Here is a 24763-nt window from a genome sequence, read left to right on the forward strand (position 1 = left end):
AACGCAGAAACCGGAGACTGCGGCTCAGCCCGGCCAGTGGAGCCGGGCACGAAAAAACCCCGCATTCCCAGGCGTCTTGCCTGACAGTGCGGGGTTTGTTCGTGGGTCCTACCGGGATCGAACCGATGACATCCACGGTGTAAACGTGGCGCTCTACCAGCTGAGCTAAAGACCCGTTGTAATGTCGAAAGCGGGACCGCGGAGCGTTATCCGCCGCAACATCACGAGGATTTACTCTACCGGATAAACCGGCGTGAACGCCAACCAAATTTACGTGCGGATCAACACGATGCAACCTGTAACCTGAGACCTCCCTCAGGGGCAACAGCCGGCGCATCGAAGGGGCGGCACGGTCCTCCTGGCCGGTCTCAGGCCGGCTTCTGGAGCCGGCCCGGCAACTCCGCCGCCAGGTGGCCAAGAGCCTCGGAGACGCCCGTTTCCAGCTTCAGGTCGGCCAAGTCGTCGCCGCGGGTAGGGCCGCGGTTGATGATCACCACGGGTTTGCCCTGTTTGGCGGCGTGCCGGACGAACCGCAGGCCGCTCATCACGGTGAGCGAGGACCCGGCAACCAGCAGCGCCTCGCCGTCGTCCACCATGGCGTAGGCCGCCGCCACCCGGTCCTTGGGGACATTCTCGCCGAAGTAGACGAAGTCCGGCTTGAGCATGCCGCCGCAGACCAGGCAGTCGGCCACGACGAAGCGGGAGGTGTCGGCGACGTCGGCGTCGGCATCCGGAGCGACATCGCCGGCATCGCCGGCGGCGGCGTAGGCGGGGTTGAGTTCCTCCAGCCGCACCGCCAGCGAGGAGCGGCTGGTCACGTCCCCGCAGTCCAGGCAGATCACCCGGTCGAAACGCCCGTGCAGGTCGATCACGTTCACGCTGCCGGCGTCCTCATGCAGCCGGTCCACGTTCTGCGTGATCAGGCCGCTGAGCAGTCCGTTCTGCTCCATCGCTGCCAGCGCGTAGTGGCCGAGGTTGGGCGCGGCGTGGTGCATGTGCCGCCAGCCGATGTGGTTGCGCGCCCAGTAGCGGCGGCGCAGGTCCTCGTCGCCGACGAACTGCTGGTAGGTCATCGGTGCGCGCGGGACGGAGGTGGGTCCGCGGTAGTCCGGGATGCCGGAATCGGTGCTGAGGCCAGCGCCGGTCAACACGGCCAGACGGTGTCCAGCCAGGATCTCGAGCGCCGGCCGCAGCAACTCCATGGCGGCTAGAGCTCTTTCAGCACGCGGTGGTATTCCTGGATGTCGCGGGCTTGGCTGCGGGGATTGCGGATCACGTGCCGCAGGATGCCTTCGGCGTCGATGATGAAGGTGCCGCGCAGCGCCATGCCGGAGTCGTCGTCGAACACGCCGTAGGCCTTGGCCACGTCGCCGTGCGGCCAGAAGTCGGCCAGCAGGTCGAACTCGTAGCCCTCCTGCTCCGCGAACGCGCGCAGGGCGAACTTATGGTCAACGGACACGGCCAGCACGCGGGCATTCTCGCTGCGGAAGAGGCCCAGGTCGTCGCGCAGCTCGCACAGCTCGCCGGTGCAGATGCCGGAGAAGGCGAACGGGTAGAAGACCAGCACGACGTTCTCACCGCGCAGGGCAGAGAGCCTGACGGGTTCGCCGAACTGGTTGGCCAGCTCGAAATCGGGTGCGGGCAGCCCGGTCCGGGGTGCGTCCGCGGTCACTTGTTGGTCCGCTTGCTGACCAGCCGGGTGGCGGCCCAATCGCCGGAGACGCCGGCGGAAGTGGTCACGTGCAGGCCGGCGGTAGGCGCCGCTTCCTGGACGTCGGCCGGCGGCACGTAACCGTCCCGGCCGGACTTCGGCGTCAGCACCCAGACCACTCCGCCCGGCCCGAGGGTTGTCTGCGTGTCGACCAGCGCGTCCACCAGGTCGCCGTCGCCGTCGCGCCACCACAGGATCACCGCGTCCACCACGTCGTGGTCGTCCTCGGTAAGCAGTTCGGAGCCGGTGAGGTCCTCGATGTCGTCACGCAGATCGAAGTCCACGTCCTCGTCATAGCCGAATTCCTGGATCAGGTCCCCGTCTTTGAAACCCAAATTGCCTGCCACATTCTCTACCGCGGCGGCTTCGGCCTCGCCCACTGTGCTCCTCCTGTATGGAACGTATTGATTCACCCCGCCGACGGCGATGGGCGTGTTGCTAGTTACAAGCCAACACCCTAATCGCCGTCGCTTCAAGCCACCCGCAGGACGCTGCCGTTTTTTGCCGCGCCGCTGGGCCGCTTTACGCCTCTTTCTTAAGGGACGACGGCGGGCGCCCGCGGGGACCGGCGCCGGTGGGTCCGACGACGGCGACGGCGGGGCGGCCTCCGACGTCGTCGTAACAACTGGCACGGCCGGCTCCGGCTGCGTTGTAATGCCGTGAACAGTTAGAGTGGCACTGAAGAATATCTCCCGGCCGGACCATGCGCCGGGTCGCTATGCCACGTAAGGCGCAGACACAATCTGCACGTATGAGAGGTTGGACGTGAGCGCAGGAGAAGATACCTCGCACATCCTGAGCGGGCTGACAAGCCAGCTGCCGGATCGCGATCCCGAAGAAACCGCCGAATGGATAGAGTCCTTCGACGGTCTGGTGGAGAGCCAGGGCACCGAACGGGCCCAGTTTATTGTCCGCTCCATCCTGCAGCGTGCGGGTGCGCAGAGCGTCGGCGTGCCGATGGTGACCACCACGGACTATGTCAATACCATTCCGGTCGACCAGGAGCCGGAGTTCCCGGGCGACGAGGAGATTGAGCGCCGCTACCGCGCCTGGATGCGCTGGAACGCGGCCATGCTGGTGCACCGGGCCCAGCGTCCGGACATCGGCGTGGGCGGACACATCTCCACCTACGCCGGCGCGGCCACCCTCTATGAAGTGGGCTTCAACCATTTCTTCCGCGGCAAGGACCACCCCGGCGGCGGCGACCAGGTCTTTTTCCAGGGCCACGCCTCCCCCGGCATGTACGCGCGCGCCTTCCTCGAAGGCCGGCTGTCCGAGGAGGACCTGGACGGTTTCCGGCAGGAGAAGTCCCGCGAAGGCCACGCCCTGCCCTCCTACCCGCACCCGCGCTCCATGCCCGAGTTCTGGGAATTCCCCACCGTTTCCATGGGCATCGGCCCGGCCAACGCCATCTACCAGGCGCAGTTGAACCGCTACCTGCAGAACCGCGGGATCAAGGACACCTCCGACCAGCACGTCTGGGCCTTCCTGGGCGACGGCGAGATGGACGAACCGGAGTCGCGCGGCTTCCTGCAGCTGGCAGCCAACGAAAAGCTGGACAACCTCACCTTCGTGATCAACTGCAACCTGCAGCGCCTCGACGGGCCGGTGCGCGGCAACGGCAAGATCATGCAGGAGCTCGAGGCCTTCTTCCGCGGCGCCGGCTGGCATGTCATCAAGGTGACCTGGGGCCGGGAGTGGGACGAACTGCTCGCCAAGGATCATGACGGCGCGCTGGTGGACATCATGAACTCCACCCTCGACGGCGACTACCAGACCTACAAGGCCGAATCCGGCGGGTTCGTCCGCGAGCACTTCTTTGGCAAGACCCCGCAGACCAAGGAAATGGTCGCGGACATGACCGACGAGCAGATCTGGAACCTCAAGCGCGGCGGCCACGACTACCACAAGGTCTACGCCGCCTACCGCGCCGCCACCGAGTTCAAGGGCAAGCCCACGGTGGTCCTCGCCCAGACGGTCAAGGGTTACGGCCTGGGCACGCACTTCGAGGGCCGCAACGCGACCCACCAGATGAAGAAGCTGACCCTGCAGGACCTGAAGGACTTCCGCGACCACCTGCGCATCCCGATCTCCGACGAGCAGCTCGAGGCCGATCCGTACCGGCCGCCGTACTACCGGCCGGGACCGGACACCCCTGAGATCAAGTACATGATGGAGCGCCGGGCCGCGCTCGGCGGCGCCGTGCCGGAACGTCGGACCGCGCACCAGCAGCTGCACCTGCCCGAGGACAAGGCCTACGAGGTTGCCAAGCGCGGCTCCGGGAAACAGCAGGCTGCCACCACCATGGCGTTCGTGCGCCTGCTGAAGGACCTGATGCGGGACAAGGAATTCGGTGCCCGCGTGGTCCCGATCATTCCGGACGAGGCGCGGACCTTCGGCATGGACTCGTTCTTCCCGACCGCCAAGATCTATAACCCCAAGGGCCAGAACTACCTGTCCGTGGACCGCGACCTGGTCCTGGCGTACAAGGAATCCCCGCAGGGCCAGATCCTGCATACCGGCATCAACGAATCCGGCTCCACCGCCGCCTTCACCGCCGTCGGTACCTCCTACGCCACCCACGGCGAGCCGTTGGTGCCGATCTACATCTTCTACTCGATGTTCGGCTTCCAGCGCACCGGTGACTTCTTCTGGGCCGCCGCCGACCAGATGGCCCGAGGCTTCGTGATCGGCGCCACCGCGGGACGGACCACCCTGACCGGCGAGGGCCTGCAGCACGCGGACGGGCATTCCCCGGTCCTCGCCTCCACCAACCCGGCGGTCGTCACCTATGACCCGGCCTACGGGTACGAGATCGGACACATCATGCGCGACGGCCTGGAGCGCATGTACGGCGGGAACCATCCGGATCCCAACGTGATGTACTACCTGACCGTGTACAACGAGCCGATCCTCCAGCCCGCCGAACCGGAGGAACTGGACGTCGAGGGCCTGGTCAAGGGCATCTACCTGCTGGCTCCGGCCAAGGTCGACGGGCCCCGCACCCAGCTGTTGGCCTCCGGCGTGGCCGTGCCGTGGGCGCTGGAGGCCCAGCAGCTGCTGGCCGATGACTGGGGCGTCTCCGCCGATGTCTGGTCGGTGACCAGCTGGAACGAACTCCGCCGCGACGGCCTGGCCGCCGAGGAGGAGGCGTTCCTGAACCCCGGCGCCGAGCCGCGCAAGCCCTTTGTGGCCCAGCAGCTCGAAGGGGCGACCGGCCCGATCGTGGCGGTCAGCGACTACATGGCGGCCGTGCCGGACCAGATCCGGCAGTACCTGCCCAACGAGTTCGCGACCTTGGGTGCCGACGGCTTCGGGTTCTCCGACACGCGGGCCGCGGCCCGGCGCTTCTTCAAGATCGACAGCCACTCGATCGTGGTCCGGGCACTGCAGATGCTGGCCCGCCGCGGCGAAGTCGACCAGAATGTGCCACGGGACGCGTTCGACAAGTACCGCCTGATGGACGTCAATGCCGGCACCTCGGGCAACGCCGGGGGCGACTCCTAAACCGCGGCAACGCGCCACCCGACGGGCGGCGGACCCGGCCCTTTGCGGCCGGGTCCGCCGCCTGTTTTAGTAGGAACCACACAAAAGCCGGAATGGAGCTTGCCCGGCCAAGTGCGTATGCTCGTTGCATGCCCCACGCCCGGACCGAACCTGCCAAGACGGCTGCCCCACCGGGCACGACGGCCGCCAAGAAAACCGCGGCACCGCAGGCGCCGCCGTCGACATCCGGCGCGGGCGGGCGACGCGCCGGCGCCGGGCGGAAGGGCGACCGGGCCGCGACCGGCAATCCGGCGACGTTGGAGCGGCTGCGGACCAAGGTCGGCGCGCTGGCGACCGTGACCCTGAAGCGGCTGGATTCGGACCTGCCCTGGTACCGCGGGTTGCGGCCGGACGAACGCTCCGCGCTCGGCCTGGTCGCCCAGAAGGGCATCGCGTCCTTCGTGACATGGTACGAACGCCCCACGTCCCCGGCCTGGGTGATGAACGACGTCTTCGGCACCGCCCCCACCGAGCTGACCCGCTCCATCAGCCTGCAACGCGCCCTGCAGCTGATCCGCGTGGTGGTCGAAGCCGTGGAAGACGAAGTGCCGGACCTTGCCGGCGAAAGCGACGAGGCCCAACTGCGCGAAGCGGTGCTGCGCTATTCCCGCGAGGTCGCCTTCGCCGCTGCCGACGTGTACGCACGCGCCGCCGAAACGCGCGGTTCCTGGGATACCCGGCTCGAGGCGCTGGTCGTGGACGCGATCCTGCGCGGCGAAAGCTCCGACGCGCTGCGCTCCCGGATCGCCGCGGTCGGCTGGAAGACCACCGGCCCCATCACGGTGATGGTGGGCGGCTCCCCCGGTGAACCGGGCCCCAGCTTCGTGACCGAACTGCGCCGCGCCAGCTCCCGCTACGCCGCCGACACCCTCGTGGGCATCCAGGGCGAGCGGCTGATCCTGGTGCTGGGCGGCCTGTCGGACCAGGACACCGCCTTCGTGCGCCTGGCCGAACTCTTCGGGCCCGGGCCGGTGGTCTACGGCCCGGAGGCCCGCTCGCTGGTGGACGCCAGCACCTCGGCCCAGGCCGCCTTCGCCGGGCTCAACGCGGCCAAGGCCTGGCCGGCCGCGCCGCGTCCTGTCGCCGCCAACGACCTGTGGCCCGAGCGGGTGATGTCCGGCGACGACGCCGCGCGACGCGACCTCTACAAGTACATCTACGTGCCGCTGCTCAACGCCGGCAACGGGTTGGTCGAAACGCTCTCCAGCTACCTGTCGCTGGGGCATTCGCTGGAGGCCACGGCGCGGGAACTGTTCGTCCACGCCAACACGGTGCGCTACCGGCTGCGCCGGGTGTGCGATGTGACCGGCTGGGATCCGCTGCTGCCGCGGGAGGCCTTCGTGCTGCAGACCGCCCTCGGCGTGGGACGCCTGGTGGCTCCCGCGCGGAGCCCGAAGGACCGCGCGGCGGCTCGGCAGTAGTTGCGCCACCTTGTAGACTTCCTACAAAGCGGTTCGGCGAGCTTCGTGTGCCGAAACACCGTGGAAACCGCCTCCTCTTTGGAAAGCTTGAATACGTGCTTGCAATAGTCTGCCCGGGCCAGGGTTCCCAAACGCCCGGATTCCTCAATCCCTGGCTCGAGGTCCCCGGTGTGCCCGAACACCTCGGACTGCTCAGCGACATCGCCCAGCTGGACCTTCTCACGCACGGCACCGTGTCGGATGAGGAGACCATCAAGGACACCGCCGTCGCCCAGCCGCTGATCGTGGCCGCGGGCCTGCTGGCCGCCCGCGCCCTGACCGCCGATGAGCCCCTCGACCTGTCCACCGTCGTCGCCGGCCACTCGGTAGGTGAGATTACGGCGTCCGCCATCGCCGGCGCGCTGACCGAGAACGATGCCATGAACTTCGTGCGCGAGCGGGCCAACGCCATGGCGCGCGCCGCCGCCCAGACCCCGACCGGCATGAGCGCGGTGCTCGGCGGCGATCCGGACGAAGTGCTCGCCGCGATCGAAGCGGCCGGACTCACCCCGGCCAACGCCAATGGCGGCGGCCAGACGGTCGCCGCCGGCACGCTCGAACAACTGCAGGCGTTCGCCGCGAATCCGCCGGCCAAGGCGCGGGTGATCCCGCTGAAGGTCGCCGGCGCCTTCCACACCGAACACATGGCCCCGGCGGTCAGCGCCCTGGAAACCCTGCGTCCCCAGCTGAAGCCGGCCCTGCCGTCGCTGACCCTGCTCTCCAATTACGACGGCGAACCGGTCTTCGGCGGCGACGAGAACCTGGACAGCCTGATCGCCCAGGTGTCGCGCCCGGTCCGCTGGGACAAATGCATGGAGAAGCTCGTGTCCGTCGGCGTCACCGGACTGCTGGAACTGCCGCCGGCCGGTACGCTGGCCGGGCTGGCGAAGCGCGGCATGAAGGGCGTGGCAACCATGGCCCTGAAGTCGCCGGAAGACCTGGAAGCGGCCCGCGCCTTCATCGCCGAGCACACCGAACAGACCCCCGTCCTGAACAGCACGTCTGGAGAATCCGAGCAGTGAGCACACCCGTCATCCAGCAGACCCCGCTACGCGACTTCACGCGCATCCTGGGCATCGGAGCGTACCGTCCGGACGTCATCGTCACCAACGACGACGTCTGCCAGTGGATCGACTCCTCCGACGAATGGATTCGCCAGCGGACCGGGATCGTCACCCGTCACCGGGCGGACGCCAACACGTCCGTGCTGGACATGGCCGAAGGCGCCGCCAAGGAAGCGATGGCTCAGGCCGGCATCACCGGCGACCAGCTCGGGGCCGTCCTCGTCTCTACCGTCTCCCATCCCTACGCCACGCCGTCGGCCGCCGCGGCCCTGGCCGACCGGATCGGCGCCACCCCGGCTCCCGCCTTCGACATCTCCGCCGCCTGCGCCGGATACTGCTACGGCATCGCGCAGGCCGACGCCCTGGTGCGTTCCGGCACCGCCGACTACGTGCTGGTGGTCGGCGCGGAAAAGCTCTCCGACGTCATCGACAACACCGAGCGGACGATCTCCTTCCTGCTGGGCGACGGCGCCGGCGCCGTCATCGTGGGCCCGTCCGACACCCCGGGCATCAGCAAGCCGGTCTGGGGCTCCGACGGCAGCAAGTGGGACACCATCAGCATGACCCACTCGCTCAACCACGTCCGCGAGCTCTCGCTGGCCGCAGAGGCGGCCGGCTCGCTCTCGGCCGTCTCGGACACCTTCGACGAGACGGACAGCAAGCTCTGGCCCACGCTGCGCCAGGACGGGCCGTCCGTGTTCCGCTGGGCGGTCTGGGAAATGGCGAAGGTAGCCAAGCAGGCGCTCGAGGCGGCCGGCCTGCAGCCCGAGGACCTCGCCGCCTTCGTGCCGCACCAGGCGAACATGCGCATCATCGACGAGATGGTCAAGCAGCTGAAGCTGCCCGAGAGCGTGGTCGTGGCGCGCGACATCGCCGATGCCGGCAACACCTCGGCGGCGTCCATCCCCTTGGCCACGCACCGCCTGTTGCAGGAGAACCCCGCGCTCTCCGGCGGGTTCGCCCTGCAGATCGGCTTCGGCGCCGGGCTGGTCTTCGGCGCGCAGGTCATCGTCCTGCCGTAGACTGCCTTGCGGTAGTCGGGCCTCCCCTACAATCCCACCAGAACCAGGCCGCAGACCGCGGTTTGACACCCCGTCCGGACACCGTCCGGCAGCACAAGAAAAGGAGCCACCATGGCTAGCAACGAAGAAATCCTGGCCGGACTGGCCGAGATCGTCAACGAAGAGACCGGCCTGGCCCCGGAGGCTGTCGAGCTGGACAAGTCCTTCACCGATGACCTGGACATTGATTCCATCTCGATGATGACCATCGTGGTCAACGCCGAGGAAAAGTTCGGCGTGCGCATCCCGGACGAAGAGGTCAAGAACCTCAAGACCGTCGGTGACGCCGTCAACTTCATCGTCAACGCCCAGGCTTAGTTCCGCGCCGCCCGGGGGCTTCCCGGGACTCGGCGGCCGGCGGGTGACCCCCGGTCCGGCCGCCGCACCGGATTTATTGCCCAATCACTATTGAGAGAATGAATCAATGGCACGCAAAGTAGTCATCACCGGCCTCGGCGCCACCACCCCGATCGGCGGCGACGTCCCCACGATGTGGCGGAATGCGCTCAAGGGCGTTTCCGGGGCCCGTACCCTCGAAGATGATTGGGTAGCCCAGTACGAACTGCCGGTGACGTTCGCTGCCCAGGCCAGCAACCGCCCGGACGAAGTACTGACCCGGGTCGAAGCCAAGCGGATGGACCCCTCCACCCAGTTCGCCGTGGTGGCGGCCCGTGAGGCTTGGAAAGACTCCGGCATCGAAGAGGTTGACCACGACCGCCTGGCCGTGGCTTTCGCCACCGGTATCGGCGGCGTGTGGACGCTGCTGGACGCGTGGGACACGCTGCGCGACCGCGGGCCGCGGCGGGTGCTGCCGATGACGGTGCCGATGCTGATGCCGAACGGCCCGGCCGCGGCCGTGAGCATGGACCTGGGTGCCCGCGCGGGCGCCCACACCCCGGTCTCCGCCTGCGCTTCCGGCACCGAAGCCATGGCCTTGGGCATCGACCTGATCCGCGCCGGCAAGGCCGACGTGGTCATGACCGGCGGCGCCGAGGCCGCGATCCACCCCATGCCGATCGCGGCGTTCAGCGCGATGCAGGCCCTGTCCAGGCGCAATGACGACCCCGAACGTGCCTCGCGCCCGTACGATCTGGACCGGGACGGCTTCGTGATGGGCGAAGGCGCCGGCGCGCTGGTGCTCGAGGCCGAGGAACATGCCCTGGCCCGCGGTGCCCGCATCTATGCCGAGCTTGCCGGCTCCGGCGTCACCGCCGATGCCTACCACATCACCGCCCCCGATCCCGAGGGACTGGGCGCCACCCGCGCGCTGAAGGCCGCGATGTTCGACGCCCGGGCACAGGCGACCGACGTGGTGCACGTCAACGCCCACGCCACGTCCACCCCTGTCGGCGACAAGCCGGAATACACTGCTCTGAAGGCCGCGCTCGGTGACCATGTCGACAACGTTGCGGTCTCCGCGACCAAGTCGCAGACCGGCCACCTGCTCGGCGCGTCGGGTGCTGTGGAGTCCGTGATGACCGTAATGGCTGTCTACGAACGCCGCGCTCCGGCCACGATCAATCTGGAGAACCAGGACCCGGAGATCCCACTGGACGTGGTCACCTCGTCCCGCGACCTGCCGCAGGGCGACATCGTCGCGTTGAACAACTCCTTCGGGTTCGGCGGCCACAACGCCGTCGTCGTGTTCCGCAACGTCTGACCGTTCACTCCAATGCTTGCCTGCGGGCAGCACGAAAGGGAGGGCGGCCGGTTTTCACCGGCCGCCCTCCCTTTTGCGTGGATGGAGGAGGGAGGGAAGAGCCGGCGTCAGCCGACCTGGTGCAGCCAGCGGACGGGGGCGCCTTCGGCGGCGTGGCGGAAAGGCTCGAGTTCTTCGTCCCATGCCTCGCCCAGGGCGAGGGACAGTTCGTGGTAGACGGCTGCGGGATCGCCGGCACCGGCTTCGTAGGCGTAGCGGATGCGGTCCTCGCTCACCATGATGTTTCCGTGAACGTCGGTCATGGCGTGGAAAATGCCGAGTTCGGGCGTGTGCGACCAGCGGCCGCCGTCCACCCCGGCGCTCGGCTCTTCGGCGACTTCATAGCGCAAATGGGCCCAGCCGCGCAGGGCAGAGGCCAGCATGGCGCCGGTCCCCTGCGCGCCGACCCACGACAGCTCGGCCCGGTACATTCCGGGCGCGGCAGGCTGCGGGGTCCACTCGAGATCCGTTCGCTTGTCCACGACGGATCCGACGGCCCACTCGATATGCGGGCACAGTGCCGAAGGTGCTGAATGCACAAACAGCACTCCACGCGTCATCACAACAGACATCCCATCCTCCATTTGCTGTAGGTACGTCTTCCCCAACGACCTTCAGCCTGTCAACGGATGGAACTTGTCAGTACTGCTGTTTCCGACGCTTCGTTCCTCATTGTGCCGTACGGCATCGAATTGCGCCAGTGTAACTACCAATGTGTTATGGCGTGTCGCCGGTTCCGCCGGTGCAGCCGGTCCGCCGGCTCCCCGGGGCGGCCGCGTTCCGGGCGGGCGGCCGGTCCCGCCCGCCGCTGCTGTCCGCGATCAGGCCCGCGGGTGCGCCTGCTGGTAGCTGCGGCGCAGCCGGTCCACGGAGACGTGGGTGTAGAGCTGGGTGGTCGCCAAAGTGCTGTGGCCGAGGATCTCCTGGACGGCCCGCAGGTCCGCTCCCCCGTCCAACAGGTGCGTGGCGGCGCTGTGCCGGAGGGCGTGCGGCCCGGTGGCCGAGGTGTCGCCGAGCAGGCCGAAGAGCCTCGCCGCGACGGAGCGCACCTGGCGCGGGTCCACGCGCCTGCCGCGTTGGCCGAGGAACAGGGCCGGACCGCTTTCCGCGGTGGCGAGCCTGGGCCTGCCGCGGCGCAGCCAGTCGTCCATGGCGACGGCGGCCGGCAGTCCAAACGGAACGGTGCGTTCCTTGTTGCCCTTGCCGAGCACTCGGATGGTCCGGCGTTCGTTGTCCACTTCGTCGATGTCCAGGCCCGCGAGTTCGCTGACGCGGATTCCGGTGGCATAGAGCAGTTCGATCATCGCCCGGTCCCGCAGGGGCATCGGCTCCCCCTCGGCGGCTTCCTCGGCGAGCGTTCGGAACAGCTCGTCGACCTGGGCCGGGCGCAGCACGGTGGGCAGCGAGCCGGTGCGTTTGGGCGCCTTCAGCCGGAGCGACGGATCGGTGTGGATGAGCTCTTCCCGCAACGCCCAGCCCATAAACGTGCGGGCGGTGGCCGTGCGCCGCGCCAGCGTGGATCGGGCCATGCCGGCTCCGTTCATCGCGCCCAGCCAGGACCGCAGGGTCCCGAGGGTGATGTCCGGCAGCTCCCGGGCACCGGTTTCCGCTGCGTAGCCGAGCAGGTGCCGGACGTCGGTCGCATAGGCGCGGATGGTATGTTCCGAGCGCGCCCGTTCCGCCTTCAGATAGCGGGCGAAGCCATCGAGGGCCGCGTCAAAGGCCTGCGGGAGCGGCTCGGTGCCCTGCGGTTCGGGTTGGTCTGCAGAGCTCATCCCCTCACTTTGCTGGTCCGGCCCGCCGAACTCAAGGAGGCGCACGGGGCACGGCTGAATTGCCGCCGCGCTCCTTCCCTGTGTCCTACTCAGTCCCGCCGCCCCCGGCGCCAGCCGGTGGCGTCCTGGACGGCCAGTCCTGCCGCTTCCAACCGGCCGAGCCCCGCGAGGACGGTGCGGACCGGGATGCCCGCGACCGTGGCGAGCTTGTCCACGGTGCTTCCCCGGCGAACCGGCAGGGCGTCGAGCAGCAGCAGGTCGTCCACGCCGAGTCCGTCGTGGTCGGCGAGCACCTCTTGGCCCCCGGCGGGCACTGTTCCCAGCGGTCCCGCGAGCTCGGCTGCCTCTGCGGCATCCGTGACGGCAGTCGCGCTCCCGTCGCGCAACAGCCGATGGGTACCGGCCGAGTTCGCGCTGTAGACGGATCCGGGGACGGCGCCCACGCCGCGGCCCAGCCCCGCGGCGTGATGGGCAGTATTCAGTGCCCCGGAGCGCCAGCGGGCCTCCACCACGATGGTTGCGGCGGCCAACGCCGCGATGAGCCGGTTTCGTTGCAGGAATCTCCAACGTGTTGGTGCGGCGCCGGGCGGCACTTCGGCCAGCAGGATCCCCCGTCTGGCGATGGCGCGGAGCAGTTCTTCGTTTCCGGCCGGGTAGTACCGGTCCAGGCCGCCGGCCATGACCGCCATGGTGGCGACATGTTCGGTTTCCGCCGCCAGGGCCGACCGATGGGCCTGCGCATCGATCCCGTAGGCCCCGCCGGAGATCACGCAATAGCCCCGCTGCGCGAGTCCGCTGCTGATGTCGCCGGTCACCTGGTTGCCGTAATTCGTGCTGTCCCGGGAACCGACAACGGCCACCGTTGTCCGGACGTCCGGGATGCCGCCGGTGAACCTTCCCCGCGCCCAGAGGCAGAGCGGTTCGCCCAGCCCGAGGTCTGCCAACGCGGCCGGCCACACGGCGTCTCCGGGAATGAGCACGGTGCCGCCAAGCCTGCCGATCACGACCAGGTCGCGTTCGGGCGCAAGGTCCTTGATGCGCGGCGCCCACCGCTCGAGGGCGTCGCTGAGCGGCTGGGCGTTGCCGGCAGAGGGTACGCGGTCGAGGGCGCTCAGCAATTCCGCCTGCAGACCGTGCCCGGCCTTGATCTGGCCGGTGGCGACCCTGAGGGCGTCGTGGGCGCCGGCAGCAGCGACCAGTGCCTGGCCGATCCAGTCAGACGGCTCCATCAGCCGGGACAGCGCCGCCCGGGCAAGGCGCTCGTCGGTGGACGGCAGTTGCGTCATTCTGGTCATCTCCTCCTGGCCTGCGGCCGCAGATGGGGACGGCATGGTCACGCCGCCTTGACCTGTTGGCGGAAGGCCAGCGCCGTGCCGACGCAGTCCCGGTCCGGCCGGTCCAGGCCGGACAGGTCGGCGAGCGTCCACGCAACGCGCAGGACCCGCGAGTAGCCACGGCCGGTCAGCACTCCGCATTCCATGGCCCGGTCCAGGTCCCTTGTGATAGCCGCCGGAAGCCGCAGCTTTCCGGTCAACAGTTCGCCGCTGATCTCCGCGTTCAACCCGATGCCCCACGGCTGCAGCCTCGCCCGCTGTGCCGTCCGTGCCACCGCTACCCGGGCGGCGACGGCCGCGCTGTCCTCCCGCCGCGCACCCGTGGCCATCATCCCCACAGTCAGCCGTGGCAGAGTCAGCTGCAGATCGATGCGGTCGGTCAAGGGGTTGGAGAGTTTGCCGAAGTAGCGGCGCCTCTGGTCGGGCGTGCAGGTACATTCCAAACCCTTGCCGCCGGAGAGCCCGCACGGGCAGGGGTTCGCCGCCATGACGAGCTGGAAACGGGCCGGGTAGGCGGCGCTGCCCGCCGCCCGGTGTACCACCAGCCGCCCGCTCTCCAGCGGCTGGCGCAACGCGTCGAGCACCTGCCGGTCGTATTCAGGTGCCTCGTCCATGAACAGCACCCCGCGGTGTGCCCGCGAGGCCGCTCCCGGGCGGGGCATGCCGGAGCCGCCCCCGATGATGGAGACCGCCGTTGCCGTGTGGTGCGGGCTCTCGTACGGCGGCCGCCGTACCAGCTCGGTCAGCGGGACGGCCGTGGCGCTCAGGGAGTGGATGGCGGTCACCTCCATGGCGTGGTGGTCGGGAAGATCGGGCAGGATGCCAGGCAACCGTTCGGCGAGCATCGTCTTGCCGGCACCGGGCGGGCCGACGAGCAGCAAATGATGGCCGCCCGCAGCGGCGACTTCCAGCGCCGCCCGGGCTTCATGCTGCCCGGCCACGTCCGCCAGGTCGGGGGCGGGCGCAGGAGGTGCTGCGGCCGGGACGGACGGGGCCAGCCGCTCCGGCGGGGCGGGACTCAGGCGGTCCGCGTCGGCGCCGAAGGCCATCAAGACCTCAACCAGATTGCTGAAGCTGCGCACCCGGGCGCCGGGCACCAGCGCGGCCTCGGCCGCGTTGGCGTCGGCAACGACAACATGCGGATACCCTGCTTCGACGGCCGCCATCACCGCCGGCAGTACACCCCTGACCGGCCGGAGCCTCCCGTCGAGGCCCAGCTCTGCCAGGAAGATGTTGCGGCCGCTGGGCCGGACGTCCCCCGCCGCCTGGAGCGAGGCCATCAGGATGGCCAGGTCGAAGCCGGAGCCCTTCTTCGGCAGCGAAGCGGGGACAAGGTTGACTGTGATCTTCCGCCTGCTGAGCGGGACCCCGGCGTTCTTCGCCGCGGCCTTGATCCGTTCCTTGGCCTCGGTCAGGGCCGCGTCCGGCAGCCCCAGGAGAATAAAGGCCGGGAGGGTTTGGCCGATGTCCGCTTCCACCTCGACGATGTGCCCGTTCAGGCCCACCAGCGCCACCGAGAATGTCCGTCCGAGCCCCATCAGCCGACGCCCTTCAAGTACTCGATCACGGGCCAACGCCCCTGCCCGTAGAGCACCGCGACGGCGTCCACCCTCATCGCCGTCCCGGTCATGCCGTGGTCGCGCAGCCACTGGTGCCCCAGGATGTGGAGTCGGCGGACCTTGGCGTCGGTGATGGCTTCGAAGGGGTGGCCGTAGTCGGTGCTGCGCCGGGTCTTGACCTCGGAGACCACGATGGTCGCCCCGTCCACGGAGACGATGTCCAGTTCGCCGTCGGGGCTGCGCCAGTTTCGGTCGATGACACGCTGGCCGGCGCCGGAAAGGTAGGACGCGGCCATCTCCTCACCGCGTCGGCCCAGGTCGTCTTTCGCTCTCATGCCCTCCAGCGTGGCGGCGACATGGGAAGGCAGCTTCACGAAACCCCAGGATGTGGACAGCACACCCGGAGCGGCAACCTGTGCAGGGCAGGGCGGCGCTGCGGCCGTGGACTCCGCCATGCCCGCCTTCGACACACGGTTACGTGCGGCAGTGGCGGGCGGCAGTCGCGGGCGGCGGCCACCGGCGGCGGACACGCCAGGCGGGGCATCAGCGGGGGTGCGCCGCGCCCCCGGCATGGGAGGGCAGGGCACCAGCCTCCGTTACGCTGAAGAAGTGATGCGCAGCACGCCTGGCCTGCGCTCCATATCAGCCACTGGATCAGCCTCCGGTCGCCCGCAGGTGGGCGGCATGCTGCAAGCTACAGGAACGGTTCAGGGCACGGCGTGCTGCTCGAAGACTCCGACCTCGTCTCCACGACCTAGGAAATCCCACCATGAGCAAAAAACTGATCACCGAGACGGCCTCGACGGTCAACGGCAACGTCTCCTTTTGGTTTGCCGAGGACGGGCTGCCCGCTCCCCGGCCGGCCCTGGCCGGCGACACGACGGCCGATGTCGCCATCGTCGGCGCCGGCTACACCGGGCTGTGGACGGCGTACTACCTCAAGAAGGCCCGGCCGGAGCTGGATATCGTCGTGCTCGAGAGCCGCTTCGCTGGCTTCGGCGCCTCGGGCCGCAACGGCGGCTGGCTGACCAACAGCATCACCGGCGGCCGCGGCCAGTACGTCAAGGCGCACGGCCGTGCGCTGGTGGGCCGCTTCCAGACGCTGCTGAACGAGACGGTGGACGAGGTCATCGCGGTCGCCGGTGCGGAGGGCATCGACGCCGGTGTCCGCAAGGGCGGCGAGCTGAATGTGGCCCGCAATCCGGCCCAGCTGGAACGGCTCAAGGCCCTGGCCGCAGCCGAGGCCGAGTGGCCCGAGGCCGGCGTCCGCCTGCTGAGCGCGGCCGAAAGCAGCGAGCGGGTCCGGATTGCCGGCACGCTCGGCGCCGTCCACCAGCCGCACTGTGCCCGGATCCATCCGGCCAAGCTGGTGCGCGGCCTGGCGGAAAGGGTGGGAGCCCTGGGCGTGCGCATCTACGAGGACACCACCGTCACCGAAATCAGCCCCCGGCTGGCGCGGACGGAGAGGGGTGATGTCCGGGCCGAGTACATTCTGCGGGCGACGGAGGGCTTCACCGCGAACCTGAAGGGCTCGCACCGCGAATGGCTCCCGATGAATTCGTCGATGATCGCCACCGAGCCCCTCGGAGACGACGTCTGGGCGGCGATTGGGTGGAATGAGTTCGACACCGTGGGCGACATGGCGCACGCCTACATGTACGCCCAGCGCACGGCCGATAACCGGATTGCGCTCGGCGGGCGCGGCGTGCCCTACCGGTTTGGCTCCAAGACGGACACGGACGGGGCCACCCAGCCCGAGACGATCCAGAACCTTGCCGCGATCCTGCACGACATGTTCCCGGCCACCCGCGGCGCACGGATCGACCACGCCTGGGCCGGTGTGCTGGGCGTGCCGCGCGACTGGAAGGCCACCGTCGGCCTGGACCGGGAGACCGGCATCGGCTGGGCCGGCGGGTATGTCGGCACCGGCGTGACCGCAACGAACCTGGCCGGCCGCACGCTGCGGGACCTGGTGCTGGACACGGAGAGCGAACTGACCACCATGCCGTGGGTGAATCGCCGGGTGCGCACCTGGGAAGTGGAACCTTTGCGCTGGATTGCCGTCCAGGCCATGTACGCGGCGTACTACGCCGCTGACAAGTCGGAAAACTCCGGCCGCACCTCAACCTCCCCGATCGCCAAGGCCGCAGACCTCATCTCCGGCCGCGCCTGAAGTACTCCACGACACCGTCCGCAAGACGTACATCACCCTGGACGGGGTCGGCGGCCGGTAGCCGCTCAGCCGCCGAGTCCGCCCTTGGGCAGGGTCAGGTCGTCGTTCTTTGCCAGTTCCTCGACATTGACGTCCTTGAACGTGATCACGCGCACGGATTTCACGAACCGGGCGGAACGGTAGACGTCCCAGACCCACGCGTCCTGCAGGGTCAGGTCGAAGTAGATCTCGCCGTCGGCAGAGCGCGCCTGCAGGTCCACGTGGTTGGCCAGATAGAAGCGGCGCTCGGTTTCCACGACGTAGCTGAACAGGCCGGCGACATCGCGGTACTCCCGGTAGAGCTGCAGCTCCATGTCGGTCTCGTAGTTCTCAAGGTCTTCGGCGCTCATGTATCCATCCTGCCCCAGATTGCCCCGCGGCGTTTACTCCGCGAGTTCGACGGCGGGCATCAGCGGTTCCTCGGGGGTCAGCCGCCAACTTCGGCGGTGCAGCTCCGAGGGACCGATGCCCAGCAAGGCGGCGCGGTGCGCGGCGGTGGCGTAGCCCTTGTTGATGTCCCAGGCGTAGTCCGGATAGTCCGCGGCGTAGCCGGTCATCATCGCGTCGCGCTCCACCTTCGCCAGCACGCTGGCCGCGGCCACGCTGAGGCACTGCAGGTCCGCCTTGATCCTGGTCCGGACCGGCGCGTCGCAGCCGGGCTGCGCGACGTCGTCGAAGAGCGACGGCTCCCCCGCCGACAGCCAGTCGTGGTTGCCGTCGAGGATCACGATGTCCGGGCGCGCGGTGGCCAGCACCTGGCCCCAGGCCCGCGCGCCGGCCAGCCGCAGGGCCGCCATCAGGCCCAGCGCATCGATTTCGGCCGCGCTGGCATGCCCCACGCCGTAGGCCGTCGCCCACTTGTGGATCTTGGGCACCAGGGCCACCCGGTCCGCCGGGCTGAGCAGTTTGCTGTCGCGGACGCCGCGGATCTGCTTGGCCGAGGTCGCGTCGATGGCCACCATCCCTACGCTGACCGGTCCGGCCAGGGCCCCGCGGCCCACTTCGTCCGCACCGGCGACCAGCCGGTGGCCCGCCTCCGCGAAGGACCGCTCGAAGCGCAGCGTGGGGTTCCTGCCGGTCACGGTGCCTCGTCCTGCCGGGCCAGGGCCGGCTTCCCGCCGCCGGACGCTTCGGACGGTTCCGGGACGCCGTCGAAGACCTCGGGGTAATTGCCCAGGAAGCCCAGCCGGTCCAGCGGCCAGGCGATGACGCTGGCCTTGCCCTCGACGGACTCGAGGTCCACGAAGCCCCTCGACGCCTCGTCCTGGTGTTCGCGCGAGTCCGCGGAATGGTTCCGGTTATCGCCCATGACCCAGATTTTACCCTCGGGCACCGTCACGTCGAAGGGAATCCGGGCGTTGTCCGAGCCCGGCGCCAGGTAGGGATCCTCGTCCAGCGGCTCCCCATTGACCGAGATGCGGCCATCGGCGTCGCAACAGACCACCTGGTCGCCGCCCAGGCCAATGACGCGCTTGACCAGGTGCTGCTGGGATGCGTCCGGCATCAGCCCGACGAAGGTGAGGATTTGCTGGAACCAGTTGCCTTCATCCGCCCCGTTCGGCGGCAGCCAGTTGAGCTTGTCCTGGAAAACCACCACGTCGCCGCGGCTGAGCTCAAACGGCTGCGGGACCAGCAGGTTCACGAAGATCCGGTCGTCGACCTCGAGCGTGTCCTCCATCGAGGTGGACGGGATGAAGAAGGCGCGGAAGAGGAAGGTCTTGATCAGGAAAGAAAGGACGACGGCGACCGCGACAATCGTGGCGATCTCCTTCAGCCACGACAACAGGGAGTTCCGTCCGGCGTTCTTGTGTTCGCGCTGGCGTTCGCGCTTCCGCGGCCCGGAGGCATCCGGCTGGTACCCGCCAGTGTCCTTCGGGTCCTGGTCCATACTCACTATCCTCGATTCTCCGCTGGCTGGGCATCCAACTGTATCCGCTCCAGCCCGGACACCCGGTCGAGCGGCCAGATGATGCTCAGCGGGCGGCCAATGACGCGCTCGACGGGGACCATGCCCCCGCCGGGCGCGCCGAGGAGGGCCCGCGAATCGGCCGAGGCCGACCGGTGGTCCCCCATTAACCACAATCTATCCTTGGGCACCTGGACCGAGAACTCCACCTCGCTGGGCGCGTCGCCGGGAAAGAGGTAATCCTCCTCGACGGGCTCGCCATTGACCAGCAGCCGCCCGTCCGGGCCGCAGCACTCGACCGAGTCCCCCGGCAGGCCGATCACGCGCTTCACGTAGATGGTGTCGCTGCCGGCAATGCCCAGCCACTGGCCGGCCTGCTGCGCGGCGTCCACGAACGGGGACTTGCCGCTATTAAAGGGCGCGAACGAGCCCCGCCCGTCGAAGACCACCAGGTCGCCCCGCCGGATCCCGCCGAAGTGGTAGTCGGTGCGGGAAACCAGGACACGGTCGCCGGTCTCCAGCAGCGGCTCCATCGAGCCGGACGGGATGTAGTACACGTCCAGCAGCGTGGCGCGCACGACGGCGCTGAGCACCACGGCGCAGGCGACGACGGCCAACACAAAACGCCAGCCCGGAAGTCCGGGCCGGCGTCTTGGTTGTTCCCCCGAGGCTTCGGGGGAACCAGGGAGGTGCTGCACTGGTTAGGTCAAGAAGTTGCCGGTGGGCAACTTTACTTGGCGGTGCCGAAGTCGCGCTTCTCCTTGATGCGGGCTGCCTTGCCGTGGCGCTTGCGCATGTAGTACAGCTTGGCGCGGCGCACGTCGCCCTTGGTGACGACCTCGATGTGGTCGATGATCGGGGAGTGTACCGGGAAGGTACGCTCCACGCCCACGCCGAAGGAAACCTTGCGGACGGTGAAGGTCTCGCGGACACCATGGCCCTGGCGGCCCATGACGAAACCCTGGAAAACCTGGATACGGGCGGTCTTGCCTTCGATGATGTTCACGTGCACCTTAACGGTGTCGCCGGCGCGGAACTCGGGAACGTCGCTGCGCAGCGATGCTGCGTCAACAGAGTCGAGGATATGCATTTCTCACTCCTGGTGAACGCCACAGGTCATTCACTTTGGTCACGGCAGGACGGTCAGGCGGTGCCTGCAACGGTTGCTGCCGAAATTCAGGAAACCGGCCATCCGGGAATCGGCGGCCGGAGAGTCCGGCTGTTGGCGACGCTCCCCCTGTGGCAGGAACGTGCCCAGCGGACACAATCCTCTATTTTGCCACACGGCAGGGCCCAAGCTCTAATTCCGCCGCCCAAGCCCTACATGCCGCCCCAGCCCTACATGCGGCGTGGCTGAAGCTCCGGGTGCGCCGAATCCGGCACGACCCGCTCGGGCGTAACGGTGTAGCCGAGTCCGGCCAGGGTAGCGCGGTCCTGCTTGTCCAGGGTTTCCGGATCCAGGGCCAGGACCAGGTCCGGGCGGCGCGCGGCGGTGCGGCGCAGCTGTTCGTCGCGGCGGTGCCGGGCAATCTTGGCGTGGTTTCCGCTGAGCAGCACGTCCGGGATACCGCGGCCGCGCCACTCGGAGGGTTTGGTGTAGACCGGATACTCCAGCAGCCCGTCCGAGTGGGACTCCTCCACCAGCGAGTCGGGGTTGCCGACGACGCCGGGAACCAGCCGGCCCACGGCCTCGACCATCGCCAGCACGGCCACCTCTCCCCCGTTCAGCACGTAGTCGCCGAGGCTGACCGGGCGGACCCGGAAATGCCCGCCCGCCCAGTCGAGGACGCGCTCGTCGATGCCTTCGTAGCGGCCGCAGGCGAACACCAGATGGTCCTCGGCGGCGAGCTCGTAGGCGAGGGCCTGGTTGAAGACCTCGCCGGCCGGGGACGGGACGATCAGGACCGGCCGGGCGGCGGCCGGTTCGGGGACCGTGTCCGCGGCGGGCTCCGGGCGGGCCGGCACGTCCCCGCGGGGGCTCGCGGCAACGACCGATTCGAGCGCCTGCGCCCAGGGTTCGGGCTTCATGACCATGCCCGCGCCGCCGCCGTACGGGGTGTCGTCGACGGTGCGGTGGCGGTCGGTAGTGAAGTCGCGCAGGTCGTGGACCTGCAGCTGCAGCAGCCCGTCCTGGCGCGCCTTGCCGATCAGCGACAGGTCCAGCGCGGCCAGGTACTCCGGAAAGATGCTGACGACGTCGATGCGCACCTAGCGCTCCCCCTCGCCGTCGTCGGGGGCCTCCTGCGCATCCGGCGAGTTCAGCTCGAACAGCCCGGCCGGCGGGGTGAGCCGGACAAAGCCCGCCTCCACGTTTACCTCCGGCACGATCTCCTCGACGAACGGCACGAGGACTTCCCCGCCGTCCAGGTCCTCCACGACCAGCAGGTCCTGGGCGGGCATGGTGTTCAGGCCGGAGACCTTGCCGACCGCGTCTTCCCCTATGCGCACCTCGAGGCCGACGAGCTCGTGCTCGTACCACGCGTCGTCGTCGTCCTCGACGTCCTCGGTGTCGACGAAGAGCCTGGCGCCGCGGAGTTCTTCGGCGCCGTTGCGGTCGGCGACTTCATGGAAACCCAGCAGCAGGATGTCCTTGTTCCAGCGGGCACTGCGCACCGTCAGCGGCCCCAAACCGGCCGGCTCCACGGTCAGCTCGACGTCGGGGACGAAGCGATCGGCCGGAGCGTCGGTCAGCACCTGCACCGTGACCTCGCCCCGGATGCCGTGCGGCTTGCCGATCCGGGCAACTTGTACCTGCATGCAGACTCCTTTGGAAGAAAAACGTCCGGCCCCTGGACCATTATCTGGTACAGGGGCCGGAGGTTATGGAATGGGTGCCCGGCTCGATGCCGGGCAGGCGCCGATCCGGATCAGCGGCGGCGGTCGGTATCGACCACATCCACGCGGACCTGGTCATCGGCCAAGGCGTTCACCACGGTGCGCAGTGCGCGGGCGGTGCGGCCCTGGCGGCCGATGACGCGGCCCAGATCCTCCGGATGAACACGCACCTCGATGATGTCACCGCGGCGGTTGCTCTTCTGCGTTACCTTGACGTCGTCAGGACTGTCAACGATCCCGCGGACCAGATGATCGAGCGCTTCGGCCAGCATTACTCAGCCTTTTCGGCTTCGTCTGCGGCTGCTTCCTCGGCCGGAGCCTCGGCAGCTTCTTCCTTCTTGGCCTTCGGGGTGATGGCCTCGGGGACGATCACGGAGTCCTTTTCGGGAGCCACGAAGGCTTCCTTGGCAGCCTTGGTCTTGAGGGTGCCTTCCTGGCCCTCAATGCCCTTGAACTTTTGCCAGTCGCCCGTGATCTTGAGCAGAACTTCGGCCTGCTCGGTCGGCTGGGCGCCGACGCCGAGCCAGTACTGGGCACGCTCGGAGTTGATCTCGATGAACGAGGGCTCTTCGGTCGGGTGGTACTGCCCGATCTCCTCGATGGCACGGCCGTCGCGCTTGGCGCGGGCATCCATGACAACGACGCGGTAGTGGGCAGAGAACTTCTTACCGAAGCGCTTAAGGCGAATCTTTACGGCCACTGTTGTGGTCACTCCTGGTTCTGAAAATGGGCGAACCCGTATGTCTGCTCCCGTGGGGCGGGCCATGGTTGGGGTTCAAAGGACAAGATACACACGCGGAGAGAGGGGCCGCGCAGATCGAGTACCTGTCTATTGTGCCAGATGGGAACCAATCCGCGCGACTTGGCGACGGCGGCGCGTTGCCACCGGTTCGGCGGCAGGCACTTCAGGCCGCTCGACCCGGGAAACGTCAGGCTTCGGCGGTCGTGGACCAGACGTAGAGCTGCTGGCGTTCGGCCTGCTCCGCCAGCGACGCCAGCTGTGCAATCCGGCGCACGTTGTCTTCGGCGATGGCCCCGCTGAACGGCATGTCCTCTTCCGCGGCCCACCGCGAGGCAACCTCCGGGATCAGGGAGGCACCGTCGTCGTCGGTGTAGGTCAGCAGTTCGGCCAGCGACTGGACCATGGCATCCGGGGCGACCATCAGGTAGTCGCTGGAGACGTCGGCCATGTCCAGGGCCTCGCCGCCGGCGGCGCCGACGGCCTTCGCGGCCAGGCCGCCGAGGATCTCGACCTCAAGGTCGGTGACCCCGTTGAGGCGAAGGCTGGGCGCATCCTCGACCTCGGCCATCGGCCCGTCGGTTTCCCCGCGGGAGTCGACGCTGGCCTCAAGCTCGGCGGCGCGCCGGACGGCGACATCGTGGGTGGCGACGAAGATTTCGGTGGTTCCGGACATCTGCAGGTCCTTCCGCGGCTAGACCGAGTGGTACCTCTTCAGCCTAGCCGCACCGGGCGGGATTCCGCCTCAGCCGACGGCGACGCGCAACTGGTTGCGCCACGGGTCCTCGAAGCGCAGCTCGGCCCCGGTGTGGTGGTGGGCGATGCCGGCGCTGGTGAGGCGTTCGGTCAGGGCGCCGACCTCGTCCTCGGTCGGCACGTGGATCAGCACCTCGCCCAGACCCAGGGTGTCCTTGCGCGGCCCGGCGCCGCGGCTGTTCCAGACGTTCATGGCCATGTGGTGGTGGTAGCCGCCGGCGGCGACGAACAGTGCCTGGCCGTGCCAGCCGGCGGTGCGTTCGAAGCCGAGGGTCTTCACGTAGAATTCCTCGGCGACGTTGGTGTCGCCGACCTGCAGGTGCACGTGGCCGATCCCGGCGCCGGCCTCGCGCTGGGTGGACAGCGACTCCTCGGTCAGGTGGCTCTGCAGGTAGGTCTGGGGGTTCAGGGCCAGGCTGTCCATGTGGACCTCCTTGCCGTCGGCGGTCTCGTTCCAGGACCACTGGTCGCGGGGGCGGTCCCAGTAGAGCTCGATGCCGTTGCCCTCCGGGTCGGTGAAGTAGAACGCCTCGCTGACCAGGTGGTCGGCGCTGCCGGCGAACCGGGAGGGGTCGGTCTGCGCCGCGGTGGCCACGGTGGCGGCCAGGTCCGACTGGTTCTCGAACAGGAAGGCGGTGTGGAAGAGGCCGGCTTCGCCGCGCGACGGCAGCTGCAGCCCGTTGGCCGGGGCCAGGTGGAGCAGCGGCGTGGTGCCGCGGCCCAGGTAAACCCCGCCGAGTCCCTCGGAGACCGGGTCCAGTCCCAGCGCCCGCTGGTAGTAGTTGGTCATGTTCTTCATGTCGCCGACCTTGAGCATCACGGTGCCCATGCTGAGGTCGGCCGAGAGCAGGTCCTGGGGGTTTACTTGAATGTTCATGCAATTAACAATACTTGAAGCTTCACGTTTATTCCAGTCCGAACGCCTGCCGGTGTATCAGTGGTCAGCGGCGGCGCCGGTACGCCAGGTAGCTGCCCAGGGCCACGTCTCCGGCCGCCTGCAGCACCAGCCCCAGCGCGCCCGCGCGCAGGAACCGGGAGCTTGCGGGCCGGCGTCCGGCGGCGCGCAACAGCAGGGCGGCGCCGGTGGCGGCCGCTGCGGCGCTGCC

General features: G+C 68.7%; 26 protein-coding genes and 1 tRNA gene. 7 read left to right on the forward strand and 20 right to left on the reverse strand.

What is annotated here, in order from left to right; all coding sequences use genetic code 11:
- Positions 1-102: 102 nt before the first annotated feature.
- From AC5RUH_RS07195 to AC5RUH_RS07210, 4 genes are all read right to left on the reverse strand, one after another.
- Positions 103-175: transfer RNA gene (locus tag AC5RUH_RS07195), tRNA-Val, on the reverse strand.
- 193 nt (positions 176-368) lie between these two features.
- Positions 369-1202, reverse strand: a complete 834-nt coding sequence (locus AC5RUH_RS07200) for an NAD-dependent protein deacetylase (RefSeq protein ID WP_493999939.1) — start codon at positions 1200-1202, stop codon at positions 369-371.
- Positions 1203-1207: 5 nt separating this feature from the next.
- Complete coding sequence (locus AC5RUH_RS07205) at positions 1208-1672, reverse strand: peroxiredoxin (RefSeq protein WP_493999940.1); 465 nt, start codon at positions 1670-1672, stop codon at positions 1208-1210.
- Positions 1669-2091, reverse strand: coding sequence for a DUF3052 domain-containing protein (locus AC5RUH_RS07210; protein ID WP_493986977.1), 423 nt, complete (start codon positions 2089-2091; stop codon positions 1669-1671). The genes AC5RUH_RS07205 and AC5RUH_RS07210 overlap by 4 nt, the downstream gene beginning before the upstream one ends.
- 385 nt (positions 2092-2476) lie before the next feature.
- Here AC5RUH_RS07210 and aceE point away from each other — a divergent pair, with 385 nt between their 5' ends.
- The 6 genes from aceE (at position 2477) to fabF (ending at position 10502) form a co-directional block, all read left to right on the forward strand.
- Complete coding sequence (aceE, locus tag AC5RUH_RS07215) at positions 2477-5218, forward strand: pyruvate dehydrogenase (acetyl-transferring), homodimeric type (protein ID WP_494128251.1); 2742 nt, start codon at positions 2477-2479, stop codon at positions 5216-5218.
- A 128-nt stretch (positions 5219-5346) separates the two neighbouring features.
- Complete coding sequence (locus AC5RUH_RS07220; RefSeq protein WP_494022938.1) at positions 5347-6678, forward strand: PucR family transcriptional regulator; 1332 nt, start codon at positions 5347-5349, stop codon at positions 6676-6678.
- Between the two features lie 95 nt (positions 6679-6773).
- A complete protein-coding gene (locus AC5RUH_RS07225; RefSeq protein WP_494022937.1) occupies positions 6774-7739 on the forward strand; it encodes an ACP S-malonyltransferase in 966 nt (321 codons plus the stop codon).
- Positions 7736-8803: a beta-ketoacyl-ACP synthase III gene (locus AC5RUH_RS07230; RefSeq protein WP_494022936.1), complete on the forward strand. Its 1068-nt coding sequence runs from the start codon at positions 7736-7738 to the stop codon at positions 8801-8803. Before AC5RUH_RS07225 ends, AC5RUH_RS07230 begins: the two co-directional genes overlap by 4 nt.
- A 111-nt stretch (positions 8804-8914) precedes the next feature.
- Positions 8915-9160 carry an acyl carrier protein gene (locus tag AC5RUH_RS07235; RefSeq protein ID WP_136786952.1) on the forward strand — a complete coding sequence of 82 codons (246 nt, stop codon included), beginning with the start codon at positions 8915-8917 and terminating at the stop codon, positions 9158-9160.
- 106 nt (positions 9161-9266) lie between these two features.
- On the forward strand, positions 9267-10502 hold the full coding sequence (gene fabF, locus AC5RUH_RS07240) for a beta-ketoacyl-ACP synthase II (RefSeq protein WP_494073816.1): 1236 nt from the start codon (positions 9267-9269) through the stop codon (positions 10500-10502).
- Between the two features lie 107 nt (positions 10503-10609).
- Here the strand turns inward: fabF and AC5RUH_RS07245 are convergent, their stop codons facing one another.
- From AC5RUH_RS07245 to AC5RUH_RS07265, 5 genes are all read right to left on the reverse strand, one after another.
- The gene (locus tag AC5RUH_RS07245; RefSeq protein ID WP_493977382.1) at positions 10610-11113 is read right to left on the reverse strand and encodes a DUF3145 domain-containing protein; all 504 of its coding nucleotides are present in this window, start codon (positions 11111-11113) and stop codon (positions 10610-10612) included.
- A gap of 249 nt (positions 11114-11362) precedes the next feature.
- Positions 11363-12316, reverse strand: a complete 954-nt coding sequence (locus AC5RUH_RS07250) for a tyrosine recombinase XerC (protein WP_494049817.1) — start codon at positions 12314-12316, stop codon at positions 11363-11365.
- 89 nt (positions 12317-12405) lie between these two features.
- A complete protein-coding gene (dprA, locus tag AC5RUH_RS07255; RefSeq protein ID WP_494128252.1) occupies positions 12406-13611 on the reverse strand; it encodes a DNA-processing protein DprA in 1206 nt (401 codons plus the stop codon).
- A gap of 38 nt (positions 13612-13649) precedes the next feature.
- On the reverse strand, positions 13650-15188 hold the full coding sequence (locus tag AC5RUH_RS07260; RefSeq protein ID WP_494128253.1) for a YifB family Mg chelatase-like AAA ATPase: 1539 nt from the start codon (positions 15186-15188) through the stop codon (positions 13650-13652).
- Entirely contained in the window at positions 15188-15544 is a 357-nt protein-coding gene (locus AC5RUH_RS07265; RefSeq protein WP_493999949.1) for a YraN family protein, read from the reverse strand. Before AC5RUH_RS07265 ends, AC5RUH_RS07260 begins: the two co-directional genes overlap by 1 nt.
- A gap of 434 nt (positions 15545-15978) precedes the next feature.
- On the opposite strand from AC5RUH_RS07265, the gene AC5RUH_RS07270 reads away from it, so the two are divergent.
- A complete protein-coding gene (locus tag AC5RUH_RS07270; RefSeq protein ID WP_494128254.1) occupies positions 15979-17382 on the forward strand; it encodes an NAD(P)/FAD-dependent oxidoreductase in 1404 nt (467 codons plus the stop codon).
- A 65-nt stretch (positions 17383-17447) separates the two neighbouring features.
- Here the strand turns inward: AC5RUH_RS07270 and AC5RUH_RS07275 are convergent, their stop codons facing one another.
- The 11 genes from AC5RUH_RS07275 to AC5RUH_RS07325 form a co-directional block, all read right to left on the reverse strand.
- Positions 17448-17771 carry a DUF2469 domain-containing protein gene (locus AC5RUH_RS07275; protein ID WP_493999960.1) on the reverse strand — a complete coding sequence of 108 codons (324 nt, stop codon included), beginning with the start codon at positions 17769-17771 and terminating at the stop codon, positions 17448-17450.
- Between the two features lie 33 nt (positions 17772-17804).
- Positions 17805-18503: a ribonuclease HII gene (gene rnhB / locus AC5RUH_RS07280; RefSeq protein ID WP_494022923.1), complete on the reverse strand. Its 699-nt coding sequence runs from the start codon at positions 18501-18503 to the stop codon at positions 17805-17807.
- Positions 18500-19309: a signal peptidase I gene (gene lepB / locus AC5RUH_RS07285; RefSeq protein ID WP_494128255.1), complete on the reverse strand. Its 810-nt coding sequence runs from the start codon at positions 19307-19309 to the stop codon at positions 18500-18502. The genes rnhB and lepB (AC5RUH_RS07285) overlap by 4 nt, the downstream gene beginning before the upstream one ends.
- A gap of 5 nt (positions 19310-19314) precedes the next feature.
- Positions 19315-19944: a signal peptidase I gene (gene lepB / locus AC5RUH_RS07290; RefSeq protein WP_494014832.1), complete on the reverse strand. Its 630-nt coding sequence runs from the start codon at positions 19942-19944 to the stop codon at positions 19315-19317.
- Between the two features lie 113 nt (positions 19945-20057).
- On the reverse strand, positions 20058-20417 hold the full coding sequence (gene rplS / locus AC5RUH_RS07295; protein WP_493941266.1) for a 50S ribosomal protein L19: 360 nt from the start codon (positions 20415-20417) through the stop codon (positions 20058-20060).
- A 248-nt stretch (positions 20418-20665) separates the two neighbouring features.
- On the reverse strand, positions 20666-21535 hold the full coding sequence (gene trmD, locus AC5RUH_RS07300; RefSeq protein ID WP_494128256.1) for a tRNA (guanosine(37)-N1)-methyltransferase TrmD: 870 nt from the start codon (positions 21533-21535) through the stop codon (positions 20666-20668).
- Entirely contained in the window at positions 21536-22084 is a 549-nt protein-coding gene (gene rimM / locus AC5RUH_RS07305) for a ribosome maturation factor RimM (protein ID WP_494128257.1), read from the reverse strand.
- Between the two features lie 110 nt (positions 22085-22194).
- Positions 22195-22434 (reverse strand): RNA-binding protein, encoded by a 240-nt coding sequence (locus AC5RUH_RS07310; RefSeq protein ID WP_493977361.1) that lies wholly within the window; start codon positions 22432-22434, stop codon positions 22195-22197.
- Positions 22434-22862 carry a 30S ribosomal protein S16 gene (gene rpsP, locus AC5RUH_RS07315; protein ID WP_493977360.1) on the reverse strand — a complete coding sequence of 143 codons (429 nt, stop codon included), beginning with the start codon at positions 22860-22862 and terminating at the stop codon, positions 22434-22436. Before rpsP ends, AC5RUH_RS07310 begins: the two co-directional genes overlap by 1 nt.
- A 229-nt stretch (positions 22863-23091) precedes the next feature.
- The gene (locus AC5RUH_RS07320; protein WP_493999966.1) at positions 23092-23577 is read right to left on the reverse strand and encodes a hypothetical protein; all 486 of its coding nucleotides are present in this window, start codon (positions 23575-23577) and stop codon (positions 23092-23094) included.
- 69 nt (positions 23578-23646) lie between these two features.
- Positions 23647-24534, reverse strand: a complete 888-nt coding sequence (locus AC5RUH_RS07325; RefSeq protein WP_494128258.1) for a VOC family protein — start codon at positions 24532-24534, stop codon at positions 23647-23649.
- Between the last annotated feature and the right edge of the window lie 229 nt (positions 24535-24763).

The organism is Arthrobacter sp. Y3223166 (assembly GCF_059090935.1).

Bases quoted from the DNA above. Each gene is read 5' to 3' on its own strand.
- AC5RUH_RS07200 (WP_493999939.1), bottom strand. From the start codon at position 1,202: ATGGAGTTGCTGCGGCCGGCGCTCGAGATCCTGGCTGGACACCGTCTG.
- AC5RUH_RS07220 (WP_494022938.1), top strand. From the start codon at position 5,347: ATGCCCCACGCCCGGACCGAACCTGCCAAGACGGCTGCCCCACCGGGC.
- AC5RUH_RS07235 (WP_136786952.1), top strand. From the start codon at position 8,915: ATGGCTAGCAACGAAGAAATCCTGGCCGGACTGGCCGAGATCGTCAAC.
- fabF (WP_494073816.1), top strand. From the start codon at position 9,267: ATGGCACGCAAAGTAGTCATCACCGGCCTCGGCGCCACCACCCCGATC.
- AC5RUH_RS07245 (WP_493977382.1), bottom strand. From the start codon at position 11,113: ATGTCTGTTGTGATGACGCGTGGAGTGCTGTTTGTGCATTCAGCACCT.
- AC5RUH_RS07250 (WP_494049817.1), bottom strand. From the start codon at position 12,316: ATGAGCTCTGCAGACCAACCCGAACCGCAGGGCACCGAGCCGCTCCCG.
- dprA (WP_494128252.1), bottom strand. From the start codon at position 13,611: ATGACCAGAATGACGCAACTGCCGTCCACCGACGAGCGCCTTGCCCGG.
- AC5RUH_RS07260 (WP_494128253.1), bottom strand. From the start codon at position 15,188: ATGGGGCTCGGACGGACATTCTCGGTGGCGCTGGTGGGCCTGAACGGG.
- AC5RUH_RS07265 (WP_493999949.1), bottom strand. From the start codon at position 15,544: ATGAGAGCGAAAGACGACCTGGGCCGACGCGGTGAGGAGATGGCCGCG.
- AC5RUH_RS07270 (WP_494128254.1), top strand. From the start codon at position 15,979: ATGAGCAAAAAACTGATCACCGAGACGGCCTCGACGGTCAACGGCAAC.
- AC5RUH_RS07275 (WP_493999960.1), bottom strand. From the start codon at position 17,771: ATGAGCGCCGAAGACCTTGAGAACTACGAGACCGACATGGAGCTGCAG.
- lepB (WP_494128255.1), bottom strand. From the start codon at position 19,309: ATGGACCAGGACCCGAAGGACACTGGCGGGTACCAGCCGGATGCCTCC.
- rplS (WP_493941266.1), bottom strand. From the start codon at position 20,417: ATGCATATCCTCGACTCTGTTGACGCAGCATCGCTGCGCAGCGACGTT.
- rimM (WP_494128257.1), bottom strand. From the start codon at position 22,084: ATGCAGGTACAAGTTGCCCGGATCGGCAAGCCGCACGGCATCCGGGGC.
- AC5RUH_RS07310 (WP_493977361.1), bottom strand. From the start codon at position 22,434: ATGCTGGCCGAAGCGCTCGATCATCTGGTCCGCGGGATCGTTGACAGT.
- AC5RUH_RS07320 (WP_493999966.1), bottom strand. From the start codon at position 23,577: ATGTCCGGAACCACCGAAATCTTCGTCGCCACCCACGATGTCGCCGTC.
- AC5RUH_RS07325 (WP_494128258.1), bottom strand. From the start codon at position 24,534: ATGAACATTCAAGTAAACCCCCAGGACCTGCTCTCGGCCGACCTCAGC.